The following is a 21,225-nucleotide window of genomic DNA, read 5'->3' on the forward strand; positions in this document are numbered from 1 at the left end:
TCTGGCGTGTTGCCTCAAAGCTTACTTGAAAAGGAATTATCATAGTGAAATACAGTGTTATTGCGATTGCTCTTTTGCTGTCGGGTTGTGCAGCCACCCAGAACCAGCAACCGCAGGAAGTTGCCTCCCAGGTGAGTCCTCTCGTACAACATCTTGATCGTGGTGTCGAAGCCTTGTCGGCAGGTGACATGCAGCTAGCCGGCAGCGCGATCGATCAAGCCCTGGCACTGTGTGCGAAAGAGCTGGAAGGTAATGAGCAACGTTATTATGCGTCCCGCGGCATGGCGGAGTCGATGTTTTACATGCTGATGGCCGCCCAGAGCGGCGCGGATGCGGTAGACATTGATACGAGCTGCGGCGATGCGTTGTATTTACGAACCTATATCAGTGTTGAGCAGGGCGATATTGATCAGGCCGAGCGCCTGATACGCCAGGCGTTAGAGCTGTCGCCGGCAAATGCCATGTATTTGGCAGAGTTAGGCCACATCTATCACCTTAAGCGGGACTGGAAAGGTGCGCTTGATGTCTTTACTAAAGCGGAGTCTTATGCCCTGGCATACTCGCCTGAGCACCGCAAAGTTGAAGAGCTCGGGCGGGCAAAACGAGGTATGGGATTTAGCCTGATTGAACTTGGCCAACTTGATGAAGCCGAGGCAAAATTTAAAGAGTGTTTAGAGCTGAATAAGCAGGATCTCAACGCGTTACAGGAACTTGAGTATATTAAACAGTTGCGTAGTCAGGGGTAGGCGATTAATGAGCAGTCACGGGCACAGGTCAATTGTTGTTGAGGGTGGCGCAATGCGTGGGATTTTTGCCGCTGGCGTGCTGGATGGCTTCATGCGCGAGGCATTTAAGCCCTTCGACTTCGCTATCGGCGTATCGTCGGGGTCAACCAACCTTATCGGCTATCTGACCGGTGACTACCAGCGAAGCTACCGGATCCTGACTGAGCTTGCGCAATCGAAGCATTTTATTGATCCGATTCGGGGCATGCTCGGTGGCCATCTATGTGATGTTGAGTGGCTATGGCGCACCTCCTATGACACTATCGAGCTTCATCTGGAGCGCTATTTGCAACAAAGAATTCCGCTGTACGCGGTGACCACACGAGTTGAAGATGGCGCGCCCTGTTACATTGAGGTGACCGAACAAAATCTGCACCAGTTATTCCCGGCCTCGTGTGCCATACCGATAGCGTTTCGCGACTTCCCTGAAGTTGATGGCGTAGCCATGACCGACGGCGGTGTCGCTGATTCAATTCCGGTGGTCAAAGCTTATGAAATGGGCGCGCGGGAAATTACTGTGGTTCTTTCCAGAGCCGAAGGCTACCGGAAAACCGGTAGTCGTACATTGGGCTTTACCCGTCGGTTATTAAGTCACTATCCGAAGCTCTGCGATGCCATTGAGGCTCGTGCCGAGCGCTATAATGCGACGATTGACTTTATCAATAGCCCGCCCTCAGACTGCACCATTCATGTTATTGCGCCGCCCAAAGATATGCCGGTTGGGCGCTTCACGCGTCAGCGTGAGCGCCTTGAAGTGGGATATAATGCCGGCTTGCGCGCCGCCTTTGAGCACATCGATAAGCTCTCAGGCGCGCAACCTATTGCTCGCCAACCAGAAACTCTGGCGCAGTAAAGCCACCAATCTTCGCTTCGAGCATAGCCGCAAGGCTAAAGAGTTGCGGCTCACTCCAGGGCAAGCCCACCAGGCTTAAACCTAATGGCAGTGAACCCTGCTGGCCTTCCTGCATGCCCAGAGGCACGGTAATTGACGGATAGCCTGAAACCGCAGCAGCGGTTGAAGTGCCAAAACTGAAGCTACCGCCTTCTGCGGGCGGGGTAGGCCATGCCGGACCATAAGAGGGCAACAGAATGGCGCTGGCACCCTTACCTTTTAAGTACTGATTCAGATGCGCTTCGGCAAGGCGGCGACCTTCAGTGAGCGCCTGGTGGTAGCTCTCGGCTGCTTCAGCAAGATCAATGGCGTTCGCTTGCTCAAAGTACTCCTGGCCAAAGAGCGCAAGTTCACGTTCGGCGTTCGCTTTATTGTAATCAATCACCGCCTGCATGGTAGCTGCTGGTGCACCAAATTCTGCCAGCCAGGCGTTTAGATCGCGTTTAAACTCATAAAGAAGAACTTCGAATTCGGCTGCATAAAGCGCATCAGGAAGCTCCCATTGGGCGACTTCTACCACCTCGAAACCTTGCGATTTCAAAGTTCGTACAACATCGTCAACCATGTTTTTAACGCCGCTGAACTGATCGTCGAACGCTCTGACCACAATAACTTTTTCGGTCTCAACAGCTTGTTGCGCTGCGTTACTTAATGAGACTCCGTACCGGCTTCTTGCCTCGGCAGTTGCCATGGTGTCAAGCAATAGCGCTGCTCCATAAACTGAGCGCGTCATTGGGCCAGCGATATCCTGTGCTGCGGCAATGGGAATAATGCCATAGCCTGAGACCGCGCCACGCGTTGGTTTAACGCCCACCACACCATTTACCGAAGCCGGGCACATAATGGAACCATCGGTCTCGGTGCCCACCGCAAGCAAGGTGAAATCGGCAGCAACCGCGGCACCCGAACCCGAGCTGGAGCCACAGGGATTATGGGTCAGCAAATGCGGGTTACGCGTTTGTCCACCGATGCCCGACCAGCCGCTGATGGAGTTCTCGCCACGGAAATTCGCCCATTCGGATAGGTTGGCTTTACCAAGAATAATGGCGCCACTTTGCCGTAGTTGGGTCACCAGCGTAGCGTCTTTTGCGGTAATAAAACCTTGCATGACACTTGCACCAGCCGTGGTTGCAAGACTATCAGCGGTTGCGATGTTGGCTTTTAACACGACAGGTAAGCCGTGCAGAGGGCCGCGTATTACGCCCCGGCGCCTCTCTTCATCCATTTGTCTGGCCAGCGCCAGCGCGTCCGGGTTCACTTCAATAATCGCCCGAATCTCGTAACCGTCGCGATTATTAGCCGCGATCGCGTCCAGGTAATGCTGTACCAATGCCTCGCTGGTAAGGGTGCCGGCAGTCAACTGCTGCTGTACTTTTGCTGTATCAGTAAAGCTTAGCTCTGCTGACCCGGTGGCTTGTGGTGCCGAAGCGCTACAGCCGGTCATGATCCAAGCCGTTGCGAGTATCAGAAGCCGTAGATTAGTGAGGTAAGGCTGGATCACGAGATGTTCCTTTTTATTATTTAGAGTGACGACTTGTTTTTATACTAGAAAAAAAACCGCACATAAACAGCCAGGCAGTCATGGTCGTGTTTTATTTAATTTGGCTGATTCAAAACTGAGTGACTACACTTAGTGACGCATATAAGTAACAAACATGAAAACTGGAGATTGCGACACACAAAAAAACATGCCAAAGGTGACAACCATGAACACCAAGGAAATCATGATAGAGCGCCATCTAAAGGGTAGAGATATCGCGGATGAGCGTGTAATTGAGGCGATGCGAGAAGTGGATCGCTCGCTGTTTGTACCTGAGGAACTACAGCAACATACCTACGATGACAGGCCTTTGCCCATTGGTAAAGGACAAACCATTAGCCAGCCTTACATTGTGGCCTACATGGCACAAGCGCTGGACCTTAAGCCCAATGATAAAGTTCTCGAAATAGGTACCGGTTGCGGCTATAACGCTGCCGTACTGTCCCACCTGGCCGGCGAGGTTTACTCGATTGAAATTATTGAGTGGCTGGCCGAGCTGGCAAAAAACAATCTGGCCAAAACTGATATTGATAATGTACAGACCCGTTATGACGACGGTTATCAGGGTTGGCCTGAGAACGCGCCCTTTGACGCGATCGAACTGACCGCTGCGCCGGCGAAGATTCCCGAAACCCTGAAACAGCAGCTGAAAATTGGCGGCCGACTACTTGCACCTGTGGGTACCGAACGCCAGGAGCTGGTGGTATTGGAGCGCACCGGGGAAGATACCTTCGAAGAAACGAAATTACTGTTAGTACGTTTTGTCCCCATGACCGGGCTGGCCGAGAAGGAGTAACTATCATGACCGAAGCGAATGCGACGAAGGCGGCGCAAGCGCGCGATATCATGATGGGTTTCGCGCAGCGTACCGGACTTACCGAGGATGCCTCAGATAGTAGCCGTCGTTATCTCTGGACCGACGCTTTTGCGACATTAAACTTTCTCGCGCTGAAGCGCCAATTCGATGCGCGCGAATTTGAGGCGATGGCACTGCGCACCATCAAGCAGGTGCACTGCCACTTAGGGCAGTTTGCCGCTGACGATCAGCGCGAGGGCTGGATTAGTGGCCTCACCGGAGACAATGCGCTTGAGCATCCCACGGTGGGCGGTTTACGAATAGGCAAAGAGTTACTTGAGCGCACTCCCGAAGAGTCTTATGACGCTGAGCTGGAGTGGCAGCGCGACGGTCAGTACTATCATTACCATACCCGCTGGATTGTGGCACTGCTGCGGGCGAGCAAACACTTTAACAACGAGCAGCTAGCACTGTGGGCCGCCGAGCTAAGTCTGGCTGGCGCCCGGTTTATGAGTAATGAAGTTGGCCGCGGTAACAGGCTGTACTGGAAGATGAGTATCGACTTATCCCGTCCTCTGGTACCCATGATGGGTGCCCATGATCCGCTGGAGGGCTTGCTCTGCGCGATGCAGACGTTCGCTGAAACTGGCACTTTCAAATATGAATTTGACGGCTACATTGCCAGGCTGAAAGAGCTCTGTGCCAGTTCCCACTGGGCAACTGAAGACCCGCTTGGCGCTGGCTCGTTGTTACTTGACGTGGTTCGGGCGACCGAACTACAAGCATTTATGGAGTTACCGCCAGCCGTGAAGCCCCAGCGACTGATGCGTGATGCACAGCAAAGTCTGGAAGTCATTTATGAGAATTTCGATACTGGCGCTCCAGCGCATGCGCGATTAGCTTTTCGCGACTGCGGCTTGTCGCTGGGCTTACGCTGTCTGCAAGCGAGCGTACCTTTCATTGAAGCTAATGGCGTGGAAGTGCAAATCGAACCGGAAATTTGGCAGTTAGCAGATGACATTGAAGACTTCTGGAGCGATGCCCGAAACCAGGAGGCTTCGAGTTTTCAAAATCATCTGGATATTAACGAGGTCACCCTGGCGTCTAGCTTGCTGGCATCAAGCCAGCCGGAAATATTTACTCGTGTCTGAATGCGCCAGACCCAAAAAATCATGGAGGTAGTTCATGAGCGACCCACTGATTAAAATTATTGAGCAATCTAAGCATGAGTTTAGCGGCACAGACGACTTAGCGCCCTTACTGGAAAGCCTTGCAGATAAAAAAATCGTGATGCTCGGTGAGGCTTCGCACGGTACCCATGAGTACTACCAGTGGCGTGCGCGCATCTCAAAAAAATTGCTGGAAGAACATGACTTTGACTTCGTTGTAGTAGAGGGTGACTGGCCCGCCTGTTATGAGCTGAACAGGCATGTCAAAGGTTATGCTGATGCGCCTGAAAAAACCACGGACGCGCTGAAGCACTTTGAACGCTGGCCGACCTGGATGTGGGCCAACTGGGAGGTCTACGAATTCGCCCGCTGGCTTAAGGGATTTAATCAGGAGCGCAGTACCGGGGAACAAAAAGGCTTTTATGGATTGGACGTTTATAGCCTGTGGGAGTCAATGGACGCGGTCATGGATTACCTGAAAACAGAAGACCCGCAAGCCTATGAAGCGGCCAAAGATGCGATGCGTTGTTTCGAACCCTACCGCGATGAAGATGGTCAGCGGTATGCACTCTCGACGCAACTGGTACCTGAGGGTTGTGCCGATGAAGTCACCCGGTTGTTAGCCGAAGTACGTCGTAATGCCCCCACCTATAATTCTGATCGTGAGGAGGCGTTAAGCGCTGAGCAAAACGCTCATGTAAGTAAAAACGCAGAGCGCTACTATCGCATCATGGCCAGAGGCGGAGAGTCCACCTGGAATTTACGCGACCGCCACATGATGGACACATTGAATCGTCTGCTGGCATTTCACGGGCGCGATGCGAAAGGTATTGTCTGGGCCCATAATACCCATATTGGCGACGCTACTTTTACCGATATGAGTACGCAGGGACTGTTTAATATTGGCCAGTTGGCGCGTGAAGAATATGGCAATAAGCAAGTCGCGTTGGTGGGTTTCGGCAGTTATGAGGGCAGTGTCATGGCGGGTAGCTCATGGGGTGCCCCAATGGCCGAGATGGACTTACCGGCTGCCCGCGAGGGTAGTTGGGAAGACTTGTGTAACCGGGCGGGCGAGCAGTTCTACCTGAACTCAGCCGACTTGGCCAGGCATGATGCCTTGTTGCGGCGTATCGCCCATCGGGCCGTCGGCGTAGTATATAATCCACGGCATGAACGTTATGGTAATTACGTTCCCACCGTGATTCCCAAGCGCTACGATCACTTCATTTTCTTTGCAGCGAGTCGGGCGCTACACGCTCTCGATATTAAAGCAGACTCTGAGACTATCCCTGATACCTATCCGTTTGCACTCTAAAAGGGGGCATATGTCACTCGCTCAATGATAATGATTGTCATTTACAAAAAAGCGATTTAATATCCCGGCTCATATCAGTAGCTAACCCTAACTTTTGGATTAAAGATAAAGATATGAGCCCTTCTTTTAGCAAGTTAACCTGCGCTATTTTGAGTACCTGTGTTCTGTCTCCTGCACTCGCTAAGGACAACTTAGCGGAGCAATCCTTAGAAAGAATTACGGTCACTGGCAGTCGTATTATCGAGAGCTTTGACGAAGTACCTGCGAGTATTACCGTCATTGATCAGCAGACGATTGAAGAAAACCTGAATACCAGTTCTGAGTTACAGTCGTTACTGTCCTTTGTGGTCCCGGGGATGGCGCCCGCTACCGGCAGTACGAGTAATTTTGGACAAACCTTACGTGGGCGAAACATGCTCATTATGATCGATGGTGTTCCCCAGGATACGCCATTACGCAACGGAGCGCTTGGCATCCGTACCCTTGACCCAGCCGCGATAGAGCGAATAGAGGTTCTCAACGGTGCCACTTCCATTTGGGGTAACGGCGCTGCCGGCGGGGTAATTAATTATATTACCAAAAAGCCAACTGCCGAGCCTGTCCAGTTCTCACTGACACAAGCCCTACATTCAAGTCTGGTCGAAACCGAAGATAGTCTTGGCTATCGCACGGTACTATCAGCGCATGGCTCGCGCGATGCTTTAGGTTTTGTCCTGAAGCTCTCGCAGGAAAACTACGGCGTACAGCGTGATGCTGACGGCGACATTCTGGGGCTGCAATATGGCCTGTCAGATAGTACGCAGCGCGATATCTTTGCCAAGCTGACCTATGCCATAGACGCCGAAAAATCTGTGCAGTTGACTTATAACTTCTACGATTCCGACCAAAACGCCGACTATAAAGATGTATCGGGAATCATCGATCTTGGGGAAAAAACCTACGCAGTGCCTTTGACTGAGGGTGAGAGTAACCGGGGAGCACCTCAGGGCCCCGAAGGGAACTCGAATTTGATGCTTAAATACGAGGACCGCGACCTATTTGCTAACACAGCATGGACGTTGGATGCTTACGCGCAGACCATCGACAACGTCTTCTTCTGGTCACCCACCCTGGGCAATCCTGAGGCGGGTTACGAGGGCGGTCAGTCCGCTATTTTATCTGAGAAGTTGGGCGTACGCTCTGTACTCACAAGCCAACTTGAGGTTATGAATGTTCCTTCGACCTTAATTTATGGCATTGATTTACTCGAGGATGTCACCTCGCAGCCGTTGCTGGATGGACGTATTTGGGTACCTGAAATGGATATGCAGTCGACAGCTTTATTCCTGCAGACCAAATGGGACCTCGGTTATGACTGGACACTGAAGGCAGGAGTGCGGCACGAAGATATAGCAGTAGCAGTTGACGACTATGAAACCTTGAAGGTATGTCGTACCGCACAAACCTGCTCAACGCCCATGATGGTTGATGGCGGTGAAATGAATTATGCGGCAACGACTTTCAACATAGGACTACGCTATCGCAGTGATTCAGGGCTCTCACCCTATATCAGTTATTCTGAGGGATTCGAGGTTCCTGATTTAGGACTGCTGATGCGGACGGCAACCGTCACAGATGTATCTCTGATCGCCAGCGAGGCCTCCATTATTAAAAATTACGAGCTCGGTCTGAGCGGCGAATGGCAGCGCCTTTATTATACTTTAGCGGCGTTCAGAAGTACTTCAGAATTAGGCACGCGAAGCGAGTACGATCCGACAAGCGGTATCTACCGACCGGTGCGCGCGCCGCAGGAAATCTGGGGCTATGAAGCGACGGTGGACTACCGTCTTAATGATTTCTGGCAGCTCATCGCAGCGTATGGGTATACCGAGGGTAAAGATACTGAAAACGATGAGTATCTGGGTGCGCGACAAATAAGTGCGCCAAAATTGAGTACATCAGTACGATATCATTTACCGCAAGGTCTTAAATTAAGCGTTAACTGGCTACATGTATTCGACCGTGATCGCTTTGAGCCCAATTTGGAAGGTTTCTATAGTGGCGATCAGGGGCCCATCGAAAACTATGATGTTGTGAACCTTTCCGCACGTTACGAGTTAGCTAACTGGGAGTTGTTCCTGGGGATTGAAAATGTCCTCAACAGTGATTACTTCCCTGCACGTGCCCAAGCCTTCCGGTATGGCACCGGATATAGTGTGAAAGGTAAAGGCGCGACCGCGAACTTAGGTTTTACTTACCATTTTTAAAAGTAGGGGCGCGCCCTCAGGGGGCGCGTCCTCTTTTAAGAAGTAGCTAACGCGCGGGCAGCGTGCAGCTTTTTGTAGCTGTCGATCAGACGTAAGTGTTTATCGAGGCCTTCCAACTGCAGGTTCGTAGGCGTCAGACCGTGAAAACGCTCCGTGCCATGCACTGAACCCACGACGGCGGCCATGGTATCGACGCCAAACATGCGCTGCAGGTTCACAATGAAGTCATCCAATTGTAGCTCTTCGTCGAGTTCAATCTCCAGTACAGCCTGAACGGCACGATAGAAAAGTACGCGCTCGACAGTATTGTCGTTGTACTGTAAGAACATTTCGACCAAATCAAGCGCATCTTCCAGTTGGCCCAGTGCCAGATAAATCAACAGCTTTAATTCCAATAGGGTCAGTTGGCCCCAGACCGTATTCTCGTCAAACTCAATACCGATGAGGGTGATAATATCGGTGTAGTTGTCGAGTTGGCTCTCTTCCAGTCGCTCCACCAAATCTTTAAGTTGCGCGTCATTCAGGCGATGCAGGTTGAGAATATCGCTGCGGTACTGAAGTGCGACATTGGTGTTGTCCCAGACCAGATCTTCGACCGGATAAACTTCAGAATAGCCCGGTACCAGAATCCGGCACACAGGTGCGCCGAGCTCGGTGTAAACTGCGGTGTAAGCTTCCAGTCCGTTCTCGGCCAGAATATGGAATAGCTGTGCAGCTTCATCTTCATTACTTCCGGAAAAATCCCAGTCGCTAAAAGCATAATCGCTTTTAGCACTAAAAAAGCGCCAGGATACAAGGCCCGATGAATCGATAAAGTGCTCGACAAAGTTATTTGGCTCAGTCACGGCCATCGAGTTAAAGGTCGGCGGCTGGAAATCGTTAAGACCTTCAAAACTGCGGCCTTGCATCAGTTCGGTTAAGCTGCGCTCCAGCGCCACGTGCATACTCGGATGCGCACCGAAAGATGCGAAAACACCACCGGTACGTGGGTTCATTAAGGTAACGCAGGCCACCGGAAACTGTCCGCCAAGGGAAGCGTCTTTAACCAATACGGGATAGCCCTGAGCTTCAAGAGCTTTCACCCCTTCGACCAGATGCGGGTAGCGCGCCATGACCTCGTCAGGCACGTCAGGCAGTGCTATCTCATTTTCCAGAATAAAGCGCTTCACGCCGCGCTCGAAAATCTCTGACAGGCATTGTACCTCTGCTTCTGGCAATGTATTGCCCGCACTCATACCGTTACTCAGGTACAGGTTTTCAATCAGGTTTGATGGAAAATACACGGTTTCGCCGTCGGAATGACGGGTAAAGGGCAATGAGCAGATGCCACGGTCTGTACGACCTGAATTGGTATCAATTAAATGTGACCCGCGTAATTCGCCATCGGGGTCGAAAATAGCTAAGCAGTGTTCATCCAGTATCTCTTTGGGCAGGGCGTCACCCGGCCCTGGCTTAAACCACTTTTCGTTGGGGTAGTGGACAAATTCGCTGGCGGCGATTTCTTCACCAAAATATTGGTCATTATAGAAAAAGTTACAGTTCAGTCGTTCAATAAACTCGCCAAGCGCCGAAGCCAGCGCGGCCTCTTTGGTCGCGCCCTTACCGTTGGTAAAGCACATCGGCGAGGCTGCGTCGCGAATGTGTAACGACCACACGTGAGGAACGATATTACGCCACGAGGCGATTTCAATTTTCATGCCCAGGTCAGCAAGAATCTGGGTCATGTTGGCGATGGTTTTTTCCAGCGGCAGATCTTTACCTTCAATATAGGTCAGTGAACTACCTTCCTGTGCGCCCATTAATAAGGCTTGCGCGTCTTCGTCAAGATTCTCGACGACTTCAATCTGAAAATCAGGACCGGTCTGTACTACTTTTTTCACTGTGCAGCGGTCAATCGCGCGCAAGATACCCTGCCGATCCTTATCGGAAATGTCCTCAGGTAGCTCGACTTGAATTTTAAAGATCTGGTTATAGCGATCTTCAGGATCAACAATATTATTTTGTGACAGACGGATGTTGTCGGTCGGAATATTGCGTGACACACAGTAAACTTTGACAAAGTACGCCGCACACATGGCTGATGATGCCAGAAAGTAGTCAAATGGACTGGGTGCTGAGCCGTCGCCCTTGTAGCGGATCGGCTGATCGGTGATGACGGTAAAGTCGTCAAATTTAGCTTCGAGGCGAAGGTTGTCGAGAAAGTTTACTTTGATTTCCATGGTACACGCTTAATGAATAAATTGCGGTGTGTATTATCCCATAGTTGGGGGGCTCTCGTCTGCGTGGAAATTCAGATCATTTCGTATTATGCTGGACGCAATAATAACTTAATAAACGGCTAATAATTTTTTACATGAGCGCTTTCTCTTGCCGGCTTGCCGGACTTATTCTGCTGACCTTAGTTATTGCCCTTAGCGGCGGTAGCAGTGCTTATGCCAGTGAGCCTCCGCTGACTGTTCTTGACGAGCCGTCGATTGAGCTGGAAAACTTCCCGATTGAATATGTCGTGACAGAGCCCGGCGAGGCGTTTGCGCAGGTGAGAAGTAAGCAATATACCCACTATGAAAGCCGACTGGCGTTAGGCACCGATGCCAAATCAGTGTGGTTGCGTTTTCGGCTGCATAATAGTCTGGCCAATGCTCGCGAAGTGTTTGTTCACTTCCCCGAGGCTTATCACAACCGTGCGGTAGGTTTTTATGAAGTTCGTGGCGGGCAACTGACTAATACGGCGGAAATTGATCTTAATCATGCCACCGAAAGTCCCTATATGGTGCGCGAACAGGCGGTTTACGCAACTGAAATCGGCGCTGGCGAGACCATTACCCTATACGTACATAGCTGGTCTTATTCCCATCAGTGGTTTGAAGTGCAGGTTTATGATGAAGCGCATTCGCGTGACGCCCTTGCCGGCACTATGCTCGATATTGCGTTAATGGTCGGCATTTTATTGGCGCTCATCATTTTTAACTTCCTGCTGTATATTTCAGCCCGATCGCTCGACAATGTTTTTTACGCTTTGTACCTGATTTCCGGCGCCCTCTGGATTGCGCTGTCATACGGTTTACTTGGCAATATGCTGGGTCTGTTTGGCGAGGTTGCGTTACAGTTCCATCTATCGCTGATGACCATGGCGATATTCCTTATTTTGTTTATGACGGCAGTATTCGATACCCGTAAGAGCTTTCCCCGCGAGCATAAAGTTTTGCTGTTTCTATTAGTCATTCTGGTTGCCGATCTGATTTATGGCTTGTTTGATATGGTAGCGGCGCTCAGCTATGCCAGTTCGATTGCCGCCTTGATGATCGTGCTTACCTTGTCTGTCGGCATTTCCATTTGGCGTAAAGGCCATCCGCTTGCCAAGTTTTTCCTGCTCGGCCATAGCTTTTTCTTTATTTTTAATGCGCTTGCCGTGCTTTATTACAAATCGATTCTCGATTTTAGCTATATCACCAAGCATGGCGTCGGTATCGGCATTATGCTTGAGGCGCTGATGCTGGCCTTTATCGTGGCCTATCGCATTAAGATGCTTGAACAAATTAAAGCAAGTGAGCAACGCTTGCGTATTGAGGCACAGACCGACTCGCTGACACTGCTTCACAATCGCCGTTATTTTTACCGCCGTGCCAATGAACTGCTCGAAAAAGCCCGAGCCCAGAGCGTGCCGATGGCAGTATTGGCCATCGACATTGATGACTTTAAACAGGTTAACGATCACTTTGGGCATCAGGTAGGTGATCAGGTACTGGTTAAGCTGGCCGAGTTGTTACGTACCTCGTGTCGTTCCAATGATGTCGTCGCCCGTTTCGGCGGTGAGGAGTTTGTGGTGTTGCTGTATCGCACGTCGCTGTCGAGCGCGGAAGCGATCGCACAGACCCTACGTCTGGCGTGTAAAGAGATGCAGGTAAACTTGTCAGAATCGCAGGAGCTGTCTATAACCGTAAGTATCGGGGTTGCTGAGGTCGATCTGAATATCTCGTCCATCGAGCTGGCGTTGCATGACGCAGACACTGCTTTGTACCAGGCCAAAGGCGGCGGTCGGGACAGAGTAGTTGTGTACGGAGAATCCCCCGAGCTGGAAATGACGACCGAGTCAAATTAAGGATTTGCAAATGAATATCAACATGACCGTTATGGGCCAATTCATGGCGGTTTTTATGTTAGTAGTCGCCGCGCTAAGTTACTTGCTGGGTAAGCGCAAAACGCACTCACCTATGATAGCGACTGCGGTGGGCGTACTACTGGCATTATTGCCACCGCTGGCGCTGATTTATCTGTTGGTATTAGCTTTGAAAAAAGATGTAAAAAAGCCACCGCAACAGACCAGATAAAGCTACTCGGTTAAGCCAGTGTCGTTATCGGCGAAACCACTGCCAATGGCGCTAAAAGGTAAACGCAAGCCAAGCTCGGGAAAGCGCAGCCCGATCCAGGCCGGAAAAGTATTACTATTCGGGCCGGGAACGGCGCGGTACTCATTTGCCCAGGGGTATTCGTCGGCGGCAACGGCAATGCGCGGAATCAGCTCCGCGGCCTTTGCTCCAGTCATGGTGAGTAGTTTTTCGGGCCGGGCGCCATACCAGTAACGGTCCGGAGTTGCCGTCTGATAAATTCGCAGTGCTGGCTCGCCATTATCCACACGCCAACCGACCACCTCATAAACGGTATACTCACTGGCACTTTCAGGCTTCACTGCCAGCCAGGTATGCACTGCAAACCATCCGCGCCAGCCAAATGCATCCGCGGCGTAAACTTCAATCACTGCCTGTTGTGTCGTCAGCGGACTTAGCGCCAGTCCGGCAGGCTCACGCGAGGCATCGCGCCAGTCACTGCTGGAACAACCGCTCAGTAATAACGCCAAAAATATTATCAGATGCTTATACATACGATCAGTCTGCGCTGGTTAGATGTTACCGACTATTTTTCACGCTGCTGTATCGTCGTGCAAGTATTTCTTTGTTAAAGTAGAGCCAACATCAACTTCACAAAACGGAATAAAAATAATGAAATTCAAGGGACTTATCATTGGCGCCGTGGTGGCGGCAGCGGCGCTCGTAGTTGCACCGTGGTGGATTGGCCAGCAGGTCGAAACTAAGGTCACCCGTTATGTGCAACTATTTTCTGAAGGCCAGCCAACCTATCATGCCGAGCTGCTGAGCTATGAGCGCAGCTGGTTTGGTGCCAACGCGACCATTTCACTTAGTATGGATCCCGCTTTGTTCGCTGCGGTGGACGATATGGAATCTGATTTCTCGATGACCATGGAGCTGAGCATTCAACATGGTCCGGTTTTAACCGATCAGGGTCTGGAGCTGGGACTCAACTCGTGGCAGTTGCTGGCAACGGGCAACGACCTGCGTGAACAGCTGAGCTGGGACAGTGAGCGGCCGCTTTACTTACAGCAAGGCCGGGTCAATCTGCTTGGCGATGCGGTTTTTATTGATTACATCCCCGAGCTGCAATGGCAAAGCCTTGAGTCGGAAGCCTTTTTAACATTGTCGGCATACCGGGGCGCAGGTACTTACCAGAATGAGGTGTTGGAATACGCTGGTGATTTTGACCGCTTCATGGCTGTCATTGAGGAAAATGAAATCGTAATGGATCAGATGGCGCTGGTGCTCAACGCGCACGCCAGTATGGAAACGCTGCTACAGGGGCAACTGTACGAAAATACTGCTCGGTTTACCGTTGCCGCTATTGAGGTTAGCGATCCTGACGAGCTGTTATTCGCGCTTAATGGTTTGCAGGTGACCAGTGAACTGATGTTCCGTGATGATCTCATGGACGGGGTGGTGAACTATGAGCTGGCCGAAATGTTCGCCGCTGGTGAGCGTATCTCAGATATGCAATTGAAAGTAGCTTTACGCAACTTAGACCGCCAGGTGATTCAGCGCTACATAGAGCAATTCAACAAGCTGTACCAGCAAGATCCGGAGATTGTTGAAGAAGAATTTGAGCTGCTCCTGGAGCAAGAGGCGCTGGCACTGTTGCAGGCAGAGCCTGAGTTTGTGATTGAGCGCTTCAATGCGGTATTTCCGGCGGGTCGGGTGCATGGCGATGCCTTAGTAGGTATTTATGGTGTCACCTCCTTGCCAGCTACGACTGATGATCCTGACTTTTGGTTCGCTCATCTGCGCGGCGATATGTTCACAGAAATTGATAAAAGTTTGATGGACTGGGTGTTGGAACGCTATGTTGAATATAGCTTGTTAGCGATGCAACCTGGCTATAGCGAGCAAGCAGAAGAGCAACAGCAAACGGCCATCGCCCAGGTGAAAGCTCAGATGCTGCAGGGCTTGTTGCAAAGCGGCTTTTTGAGAGAGGTTGAGCAGACCTATCAGAGCAGTGTCAGTTTCGCCAACGGCGAATTGACCGTGAACGGCCAAGTCATGCCGTTAGAACAGTGGTTAGGAGCAATGTAATGAGTAAAAACGAGAAGCAAGAGCTGGTTGTCGTCGGTGGTGGTGCAGGGGGACTTGAGTTAGTGACCAAGCTCGCCCGCAAGTTCAGAACCAATGTCAATGTCAATGTCACTCTTGTGGATCGTAACCTGACTCATATCTGGAAACCGCTGCTGCATGAAGTGGCAGCGGGCGCGCTGGACTCCGATGTGGACGGCGTTGATTACCGTGTGCAGGCAGCGGATGCGGGGTTCAGGTTTCAACCCGGTGAGCTGATCGATGTGGATGCCGAGCAACGCTGTATTCGCCTCGCCGCTATCCGTGACGATGTTGGTGATGAAGTCGTTGCTGAGCGCACCCTGAACTACACAACGTTAATTCTTGCGATTGGCTCGGTAACCAATGACTTCGGTATCAAGGGGGCCTCTGAGTACTGTTATTTTCTTGATAGTGTGCAACAGGCACGGCGTTTTCATCACACGCTGATGAATACTTTTTTGGCATTACAGGCACGTAAATATTCACAACCCTTGAAGGTAGCGATTGTTGGCGCTGGCGCAACCGGTGTCGAGCTCTCAGCCGAACTACATAAATCGGCTGAACTAATCCGTAGCTATGGGTTTGACGATTTTGAGATGAATCATTTGCAAATCACTCTGATAGAACTCGCTGATCGGATTTTGCCGGCATTGCCTGAGCGCATTGCCGACTCGGCACGCGACGAGTTAGAGAGCTTAGGTGTAAAGGTAAGAACTGGAACCCCAGTGACGGAGGCGACTGAAAAGGGATTTCTCATGGAAGATGGCGAGCTTATTGAGGCACCCATTAAAGTGTGGGCGGCCGGCGTTAAAGCCCCCCCTTTCCTGAGCAAGCTCAAGGGCCTTGAAACGAACAAAGGCAATCAGATTTTAGCCCGACGTACGCTGCAATCCTCGACCCATGACTCTATTTTTGTAATGGGTGACTGCGCGGCTGTTGAGCAACCTGATGGCTCACGCGTCCCCCCACGTGCGCAAGCCGCCCACCAGATGGCAAATCACCTTTATAAAGCGATGCTGCGCCAGCAAAAAGGGCGTCCTTTACTTAATTTCAAGTACCGTGATCACGGCTCACTGATATCGTTATCAAGCTACTCAGCGGTGGGCAATTTGATGGGAAACTTAACCAAGGGCTCCATGAAAGTCGAGGGATTCCTGGCCCGCATCATCTATAAGGGACTGTATCGCCAGCATCAGGTTGCAGTACACGGTTACTTTAAAACATTTCTGCTGATGCTGGGGCATGTGATCAGTCGGGGTCTGCGGCCTCGCTTGAAGCTGCATTAGCCATTAAATTTGCCCGCAAACGCTAATTTATGTATGATTCGCGGCCTGTTTTTGCCGTTACAGGCCGTCGCGCGCCACCTTCTTGTGCTTTCGCGCTCAATTTTAACGCATGGAGATAGACACTTTGTATCTGCTTACGCCGCCCTAGACGTAACAGTTTCTCACCGTTTTTTTGTTGGCTCTGAATGAGCCGGCCTCTCTCTTGATCGCAACATTTAATGAAGTGAAAATTATGATGAATATGATTCGTAGCCAATGGCTGGGGAATATTCGCGGCGACCTGCTTGCGGGTATTGTGGTGGCATTGGCACTAATACCTGAAGCTATCGCTTTCTCAATTATTGCCGGGGTCGACCCTAAAGTAGGTTTATATGCGTCTTTTTGTATTGCGGTGATTATTGCTTTCGTCGGTGGTCGTCCGGGCATGATCTCCGCCGCAACCGGCGCTATGGCCTTACTGATGGTGACGCTGGTAAAAGAGCACGGGCTGCAGTACTTGTTGGTTGCCACGCTGCTGACCGGGGTACTGCAAATTGTTGCAGGCTATTTAAAGCTGGGGGACTTGATGCGCTTTGTTTCGCGCTCGGTAGTTACCGGTTTTGTTAACGCGCTGGCGATACTGATTTTCATGGCGCAACTGCCGGAACTGACCAATGTTACCTGGCATGTTTACGCAATGACTGCTGCAGGCCTGGGTATCATTTATCTGTTCCCTTACGTGCCCAAAGTGGGCAAGTTATTGCCCTCGCCCCTGGTATGTATTATTACGCTGACACTGGCCGCTATTTTCTGGAATATTGATATTCGCACCGTGGGCGATATGGGCCAGTTGCCTGATACGCTGCCAATTTTCCTGTGGCCGGACGTGCCGCTAAACCTTGAAACTCTGAAAATTATTTTGCCGTATTCGATAGGACTTGCCGTTGTTGGTTTGCTGGAATCAATGATGACTGCCACTATTGTCGACGATTTGACCGATACCGAAAGTGATAAGAACCGCGAATGCCGCGGTCAGGGCATTGCTAATATCGGCGCTGGCTTGTTGGGTGGTATGGCAGGTTGTGCCATGATTGGTCAGTCGGTGATTAATGTGAAATCAGGTGGACGCGGCCGGTTGTCGACGCTTACCGCCGGTGTTTTCCTGATGGTAATGATTCTGGTACTCGATGAGTGGCTGAAGCAAATTCCAATGGCGGCACTGGTTGCGGTGATGATCATGGTCTCAATTGGTACCTTTAGCTGGGACTCGCTGCGCAAAATGCGTAAACATCCGCTGTCGACTAATATTGTCATGGTAACGACGGTGGTGGTGGTGGTTGCCACCCACAACCTCGCTATCGGTGTCGGTGTAGGTGTTTTGCTGGCGGCAATGTTTTTCGCTAACAAAATCGGACACTTCATGCATGTCAGCCCGACCATCGACGCTGCCGGCAGTGAACGGATTTATCATGTTACAGGACAGGTTTTCTTTAGTTCAGCTGATAAATTTGTTGCTTCTTTTGACTTTAAAGAAGCGTTGGATAAAGTGGTCATTGATTTAACCAAAGCGCATTTTTGGGACATTACCGCGGTCGGCGCACTCGACAAAGTGGTCATTAAATTCCGTCGTGATGGTGCCGAGGTGGAAGTGATCGGCCTCAATGAAGCGAGCGCGACCATTGTCGATCGCTTTGGTGTGCACGATAAGCCCGGTGCTACAGATGAAATCATGGGCGGCCATTAAGCCAAGGGAGAAAGTTATGTCGTACGTAGTTGCCTGTATTGATGGTGCCACCGCTTCGACTGCGGTATGTGATTATTCGGCGTGGGCGGCAAACCAGCTGTCCGCACCTCTGATGTTGCTGCATGTGCTAGAAGAGCGCATGCGCGAAGCGGCAACAGATGTGTCGGGAAACATAGGTCTGGGCACGCGCGAGCACTTATTGGAGCAATTGGCTGAGCTTGATGAAAAACGCGCCAAGCTGGCGCTGCAGCACGGCCACGTGTTGTTAGAGCAAGCAGAACAAAAAGTGCAGCAGTTCGGCGTGGAAAAAGTTCAGCAGCGGCAACGTCATGGCGCGCTGGCGACAACCTTAAATGATATGGTAGAAGAGGTGCGTCTGGCGGTGCTCGGACTTCATGGCGAAGGGTCGGTGAATCAGTTGCATAAAGTCGGCAGTCATTTAGAAACAGTGATTCGCGCGGTGCATCGGCCACTATTGTTGACCCCGGATCGTTATACCCAGCCAAAAACGGCGATGCTTGCCTATGACGGCAGCAAAACCACCCAAAAGGGCGTGGAAATGTTGGCGCAAAGCCCGCTCTTCAAAGGCATGCCGTTGCACGTTGTGATGGTTGATGCAGAGACGGCTGACAACCGTGAGCGGTTGCAGTGGGCCGCTAATAAATTAACCGCCGCCGGGCATCAGGTTACCAGTGCGCTGGTAGCGGGCGATGTTGAGCACAGCCTGCACGCCTATCAGCGCGAGCAGGCGATTGACCTGATGGTAATGGGAGCATTTGGGCACTCCCGTATTCGCCAGTTTCTGGTTGGCAGCACCACAATGCGGATGTTGCAGGAAAGCGTAACGCCGGTGCTGGTATTACGCTAGGTATTGACTTATTTAAGTAACCTTGTGCCGTTGCTGGAACTGCGGCGCAAGGTAGCTTTTATCGGCCATAATCTGCGCAAGTCGTTCTACCGCCAGACCAATATCAGTAAAGCGCGTATAAAGCGGGGTGAAACCAACCCTTAAGTAATTTGGCGCGCGGAAATCAGCAATAATCTTTGCGTCAATAAGTGCCTGGCAGATCGCATAAGCATCGTCATGGGCAAAGGATAACTGACTGCCACGCTCATGGCTTTGCGCTGGCGAGATGCAGCGAAACTCATTGGCGCATCCAGTACTTTCTAATAAATCCAGGAATAACTCACTTAGTTGTACTGACTTCGCTCGCAGCTGCTGCAAATCGACACCGGTAAAGCTGTCTAAGGCAGCATCCACTGCGGCCATGGCCAGTACCGCAGGCGTTCCGCTCAGCATCTTTTCAATACCTGGCGCGGCCTCATAGTCGGCTTCAAAAGCAAATGGATTGGCGTGACCAAACCAGCCCGCCAGTGGCTGTGAAATCGCAGGCAAATGGCGCTTGGCAACATAAATAAAGGCTGGCGCGCCGGGCCCGCCGTTCAGATATTTGTAGGTACATCCCACCGCAAAGTCGGCTTGCCACGCGTCGAGCGCCACCGGCATCGCGCCGGCACTATGAGCTAAATCAACGATGACCCGTGCGCCGACCCGGTGCGCGTGCTCAATGAGCTTCGCCACTGGTAAACGCCGCCCGGTACGAAAGTTTACCTCGGTGATCAGAACCACTGCGGTCTGCTCAGTAATAAAGGCTTGCGGGTTTGCCAGTAACTCGCTCTCATCGGCAAGCTGCAGTTCACACCGCTCACTCCCGACGATAGAGCTCAGTCCCTGAACCATGTACAAGTCAGTAGGAAAGTTATCCCGTGTTGAGAGCACCTGATGACGCGGTCGGGCACCCTCATCTTGTTGTTTCACTAATGATAGAGCGGCGCTTAGCGCTTTAAACAGATTGACTGAAATAGAGTCGCAGCAGACCACCTGACCGGGTGCAGCGCCGATAAGCGGAGCCAGTTTTTCGCCGACGCGTTGGGGCAATTGCACCCACTGGTGTTTGTTCCAGCTTTTAATGCCGTCTTGTCCCCATTGCCCGGCGGTCACTTCGGCCACCCGCGCCTGGGTCGCATGGCTTAGTAGCCCGAGCGAATTACCGTCCAGATACACGGTATCCGCTGGAATCACGAACTGCGCGCGACAATGCGCGAGGGGATCTGCCGCATCGAGCTGCGCAAGTTTTTCAAAATCAATCATTTTCCGTTAAAACTCTCTTATTTTCATTACCGGAAAGCCGCTGTAACTCAGTTAAAATTTCGCTCCAGGCCCGGGTTTGCGGGTGGATCAGGTCAAAATGACCGGCCCCATCGAGCCACTTATGCTCAGCTGCCTGGCTGAAGTTCTCTGTCTGTTCACGAGGCACAATAGTATCAGCGGTACCATGCCAGAGATAGGTAGGAATTTGGGATGGCAGAAACTGCGGATTAGCGCTGCGCCAGGCATGATGATCCGCTTCTCCCATAAATTTACCGGCGGCTTGCTGGCAGCCATTTGCGCCTTGCGCATAGCTGGCAAGGTCCGTAATCGCGGCAAGGGCAAACACCCGATCCATGCTGGCGCCGAAAGCGTGGCCTGCGAGCAAGGCCAGATGTCCACCGGCACTATGTCCCAACAAAGTAATGTCGCGCGCCTGGAGCTTTTCGGTGTCACCCAGGTAATTTTGTAGCGCAAGGATACCGGCCTGAACATCATGCCAGGAGCCGGGCCAACCACCGCCTTCGTCACCCAGGCGCCGGTATTCCAGCGACCAGACCATGAATCCTGCCTCTTGCAGGGCGGTATTCAGTGCATAGGTATGTTCCACGTTATAAGCATTCAGCCAACAGCCGCCATGAATGGCGATGACAATAGGTGCCTCAGCGGAGGCCAGCGTGCCCGCAGGCTGCCAAAGCTCAGCAAACTGAGCACTGTGCTCACCGTAGGCAAAGCGCGCATCGGGCTGGGCGTGACTTAGTTCAGTTACTGCGGCAAAGCTGACATTGGCGTCAACATACTGACTTTGTTGTGATAAAACCGGCGTGCTAAGAAAAATTAAGCTAAAAAGCGCAAAACGTCCTGGAAACAAGTTTGCTAGCAACATTGTA

Annotated in this window: 17 protein-coding genes; 12 read left to right on the forward strand and 5 right to left on the reverse strand. The window is 51.5% G+C overall.

What is annotated here, in order from left to right:
- Positions 1-44: 44 nt before the first annotated feature.
- Together CWI71_RS09885 and CWI71_RS09890 are read left to right on the forward strand one after the other, a co-directional pair.
- On the forward strand, positions 45-746 hold the full coding sequence (locus CWI71_RS09885) for a tetratricopeptide repeat protein (RefSeq protein ID WP_126755106.1): 702 nt from the start codon (positions 45-47) through the stop codon (positions 744-746).
- Between the two features lie 7 nt (positions 747-753).
- Positions 754-1,638, forward strand: coding sequence for a patatin-like phospholipase family protein (locus CWI71_RS09890; protein WP_126755107.1), 885 nt, complete (start codon positions 754-756; stop codon positions 1,636-1,638).
- Here CWI71_RS09890 and CWI71_RS09895 read toward each other — a convergent pair.
- The gene (locus tag CWI71_RS09895) at positions 1,604-3,178 is read right to left on the reverse strand and encodes an amidase family protein (RefSeq protein WP_241967702.1); all 1,575 of its coding nucleotides are present in this window, start codon (positions 3,176-3,178) and stop codon (positions 1,604-1,606) included. The genes CWI71_RS09890 and CWI71_RS09895 overlap by 35 nt on opposite strands.
- A 205-nt stretch (positions 3,179-3,383) precedes the next feature.
- Between CWI71_RS09895 and CWI71_RS09900 the strand changes: the two genes are divergently transcribed.
- The 4 genes from CWI71_RS09900 to CWI71_RS09915 all read left to right on the forward strand — a co-directional run bounded on the left by CWI71_RS09900 (position 3,384) and on the right by CWI71_RS09915 (position 8,743).
- On the forward strand, positions 3,384-4,013 hold the full coding sequence (locus CWI71_RS09900; RefSeq protein ID WP_126755108.1) for a protein-L-isoaspartate(D-aspartate) O-methyltransferase: 630 nt from the start codon (positions 3,384-3,386) through the stop codon (positions 4,011-4,013).
- Positions 4,014-4,018: 5 nt separating this feature from the next.
- Complete coding sequence (locus CWI71_RS09905; protein ID WP_126755109.1) at positions 4,019-5,164, forward strand: hypothetical protein; 1,146 nt, start codon at positions 4,019-4,021, stop codon at positions 5,162-5,164.
- A gap of 34 nt (positions 5,165-5,198) precedes the next feature.
- Positions 5,199-6,497 carry an erythromycin esterase family protein gene (locus CWI71_RS09910; RefSeq protein WP_126755110.1) on the forward strand — a complete coding sequence of 433 codons (1,299 nt, stop codon included), beginning with the start codon at positions 5,199-5,201 and terminating at the stop codon, positions 6,495-6,497.
- 113 nt (positions 6,498-6,610) lie between these two features.
- Positions 6,611-8,743 (forward strand): TonB-dependent receptor, encoded by a 2,133-nt coding sequence (locus tag CWI71_RS09915; RefSeq protein ID WP_126755111.1) that lies wholly within the window; start codon positions 6,611-6,613, stop codon positions 8,741-8,743.
- A gap of 35 nt (positions 8,744-8,778) precedes the next feature.
- Here CWI71_RS09915 and CWI71_RS09920 read toward each other — a convergent pair whose 3' ends face one another.
- On the reverse strand, positions 8,779-10,962 hold the full coding sequence (locus tag CWI71_RS09920) for an OsmC domain/YcaO domain-containing protein (RefSeq protein ID WP_126755112.1): 2,184 nt from the start codon (positions 10,960-10,962) through the stop codon (positions 8,779-8,781).
- 134 nt (positions 10,963-11,096) lie between these two features.
- Between CWI71_RS09920 and CWI71_RS09925 the strand changes: the two genes are divergently transcribed.
- Both CWI71_RS09925 and CWI71_RS09930 read left to right on the forward strand, forming a co-directional pair.
- A complete protein-coding gene (locus tag CWI71_RS09925; RefSeq protein WP_126755113.1) occupies positions 11,097-12,842 on the forward strand; it encodes a sensor domain-containing diguanylate cyclase in 1,746 nt (581 codons plus the stop codon).
- Positions 12,843-12,852: 10 nt separating this feature from the next.
- Entirely contained in the window at positions 12,853-13,071 is a 219-nt protein-coding gene (locus tag CWI71_RS09930; RefSeq protein ID WP_126755114.1) for a hypothetical protein, read from the forward strand.
- A 2-nt stretch (positions 13,072-13,073) separates the two neighbouring features.
- On the opposite strand, the gene CWI71_RS09935 is transcribed toward CWI71_RS09930, so the two are convergent.
- A complete protein-coding gene (locus CWI71_RS09935; RefSeq protein WP_126755115.1) occupies positions 13,074-13,622 on the reverse strand; it encodes a DUF3750 domain-containing protein in 549 nt (182 codons plus the stop codon).
- A 118-nt stretch (positions 13,623-13,740) separates the two neighbouring features.
- On the opposite strand from CWI71_RS09935, the gene CWI71_RS09940 reads away from it, so the two are divergent.
- The 4 genes from CWI71_RS09940 (at position 13,741) to CWI71_RS09955 (ending at position 19,054) form a co-directional block, all read left to right on the forward strand.
- Positions 13,741-15,159 carry a DUF945 family protein gene (locus CWI71_RS09940; RefSeq protein WP_157981090.1) on the forward strand — a complete coding sequence of 473 codons (1,419 nt, stop codon included), beginning with the start codon at positions 13,741-13,743 and terminating at the stop codon, positions 15,157-15,159.
- Complete coding sequence (locus tag CWI71_RS09945; protein ID WP_126755117.1) at positions 15,159-16,463, forward strand: NAD(P)/FAD-dependent oxidoreductase; 1,305 nt, start codon at positions 15,159-15,161, stop codon at positions 16,461-16,463. Before CWI71_RS09940 ends, CWI71_RS09945 begins: the two co-directional genes overlap by 1 nt.
- Positions 16,464-16,695: 232 nt before the next feature.
- Positions 16,696-18,186 (forward strand): SulP family inorganic anion transporter, encoded by a 1,491-nt coding sequence (locus CWI71_RS09950; protein WP_126755118.1) that lies wholly within the window; start codon positions 16,696-16,698, stop codon positions 18,184-18,186.
- 16 nt (positions 18,187-18,202) lie between these two features.
- A complete protein-coding gene (locus CWI71_RS09955; protein WP_126755119.1) occupies positions 18,203-19,054 on the forward strand; it encodes a universal stress protein in 852 nt (283 codons plus the stop codon).
- 12 nt (positions 19,055-19,066) lie between these two features.
- Here CWI71_RS09955 and kynU read toward each other — a convergent pair whose 3' ends face one another.
- The gene (kynU, locus tag CWI71_RS09960) at positions 19,067-20,335 is read right to left on the reverse strand and encodes a kynureninase (protein ID WP_126755172.1); all 1,269 of its coding nucleotides are present in this window, start codon (positions 20,333-20,335) and stop codon (positions 19,067-19,069) included.
- A complete protein-coding gene (locus CWI71_RS09965) occupies positions 20,331-21,221 on the reverse strand; it encodes an alpha/beta hydrolase family protein (RefSeq protein WP_126755120.1) in 891 nt (296 codons plus the stop codon). Before CWI71_RS09965 ends, kynU begins: the two co-directional genes overlap by 5 nt.
- Positions 21,222-21,225: the final 4 nt, after the last annotated feature.

The organism is Pseudidiomarina insulisalsae, assembly GCF_003987065.1.
Lineage (GTDB): Bacteria > Pseudomonadota > Gammaproteobacteria > Enterobacterales > Alteromonadaceae > Pseudidiomarina > Pseudidiomarina insulisalsae.

Coding starts and splice junctions, on each gene's coding strand:
- CWI71_RS09930 (WP_126755114.1), top strand. CDS start 12,853: ATGAATATCAACATGACCGTTATGGGCCAATTCATGGCGGTTTTTATG.
- CWI71_RS09950 (WP_126755118.1), top strand. CDS start 16,696: ATGATGAATATGATTCGTAGCCAATGGCTGGGGAATATTCGCGGCGAC.
- CWI71_RS09935 (WP_126755115.1), bottom strand. CDS start 13,622: ATGTATAAGCATCTGATAATATTTTTGGCGTTATTACTGAGCGGTTGT.
- CWI71_RS09940 (WP_157981090.1), top strand. CDS start 13,741: ATGAAATTCAAGGGACTTATCATTGGCGCCGTGGTGGCGGCAGCGGCG.
- CWI71_RS09900 (WP_126755108.1), top strand. CDS start 3,384: ATGAACACCAAGGAAATCATGATAGAGCGCCATCTAAAGGGTAGAGAT.
- CWI71_RS09905 (WP_126755109.1), top strand. CDS start 4,019: ATGACCGAAGCGAATGCGACGAAGGCGGCGCAAGCGCGCGATATCATG.
- CWI71_RS09945 (WP_126755117.1), top strand. CDS start 15,159: ATGAGTAAAAACGAGAAGCAAGAGCTGGTTGTCGTCGGTGGTGGTGCA.
- CWI71_RS09965 (WP_126755120.1), bottom strand. CDS start 21,221: ATGTTGCTAGCAAACTTGTTTCCAGGACGTTTTGCGCTTTTTAGCTTA.
- CWI71_RS09925 (WP_126755113.1), top strand. CDS start 11,097: ATGAGCGCTTTCTCTTGCCGGCTTGCCGGACTTATTCTGCTGACCTTA.
- CWI71_RS09920 (WP_126755112.1), bottom strand. CDS start 10,962: ATGGAAATCAAAGTAAACTTTCTCGACAACCTTCGCCTCGAAGCTAAA.
- CWI71_RS09910 (WP_126755110.1), top strand. CDS start 5,199: ATGAGCGACCCACTGATTAAAATTATTGAGCAATCTAAGCATGAGTTT.
- CWI71_RS09915 (WP_126755111.1), top strand. CDS start 6,611: ATGAGCCCTTCTTTTAGCAAGTTAACCTGCGCTATTTTGAGTACCTGT.
- CWI71_RS09955 (WP_126755119.1), top strand. CDS start 18,203: ATGTCGTACGTAGTTGCCTGTATTGATGGTGCCACCGCTTCGACTGCG.
- CWI71_RS09890 (WP_126755107.1), top strand. CDS start 754: ATGAGCAGTCACGGGCACAGGTCAATTGTTGTTGAGGGTGGCGCAATG.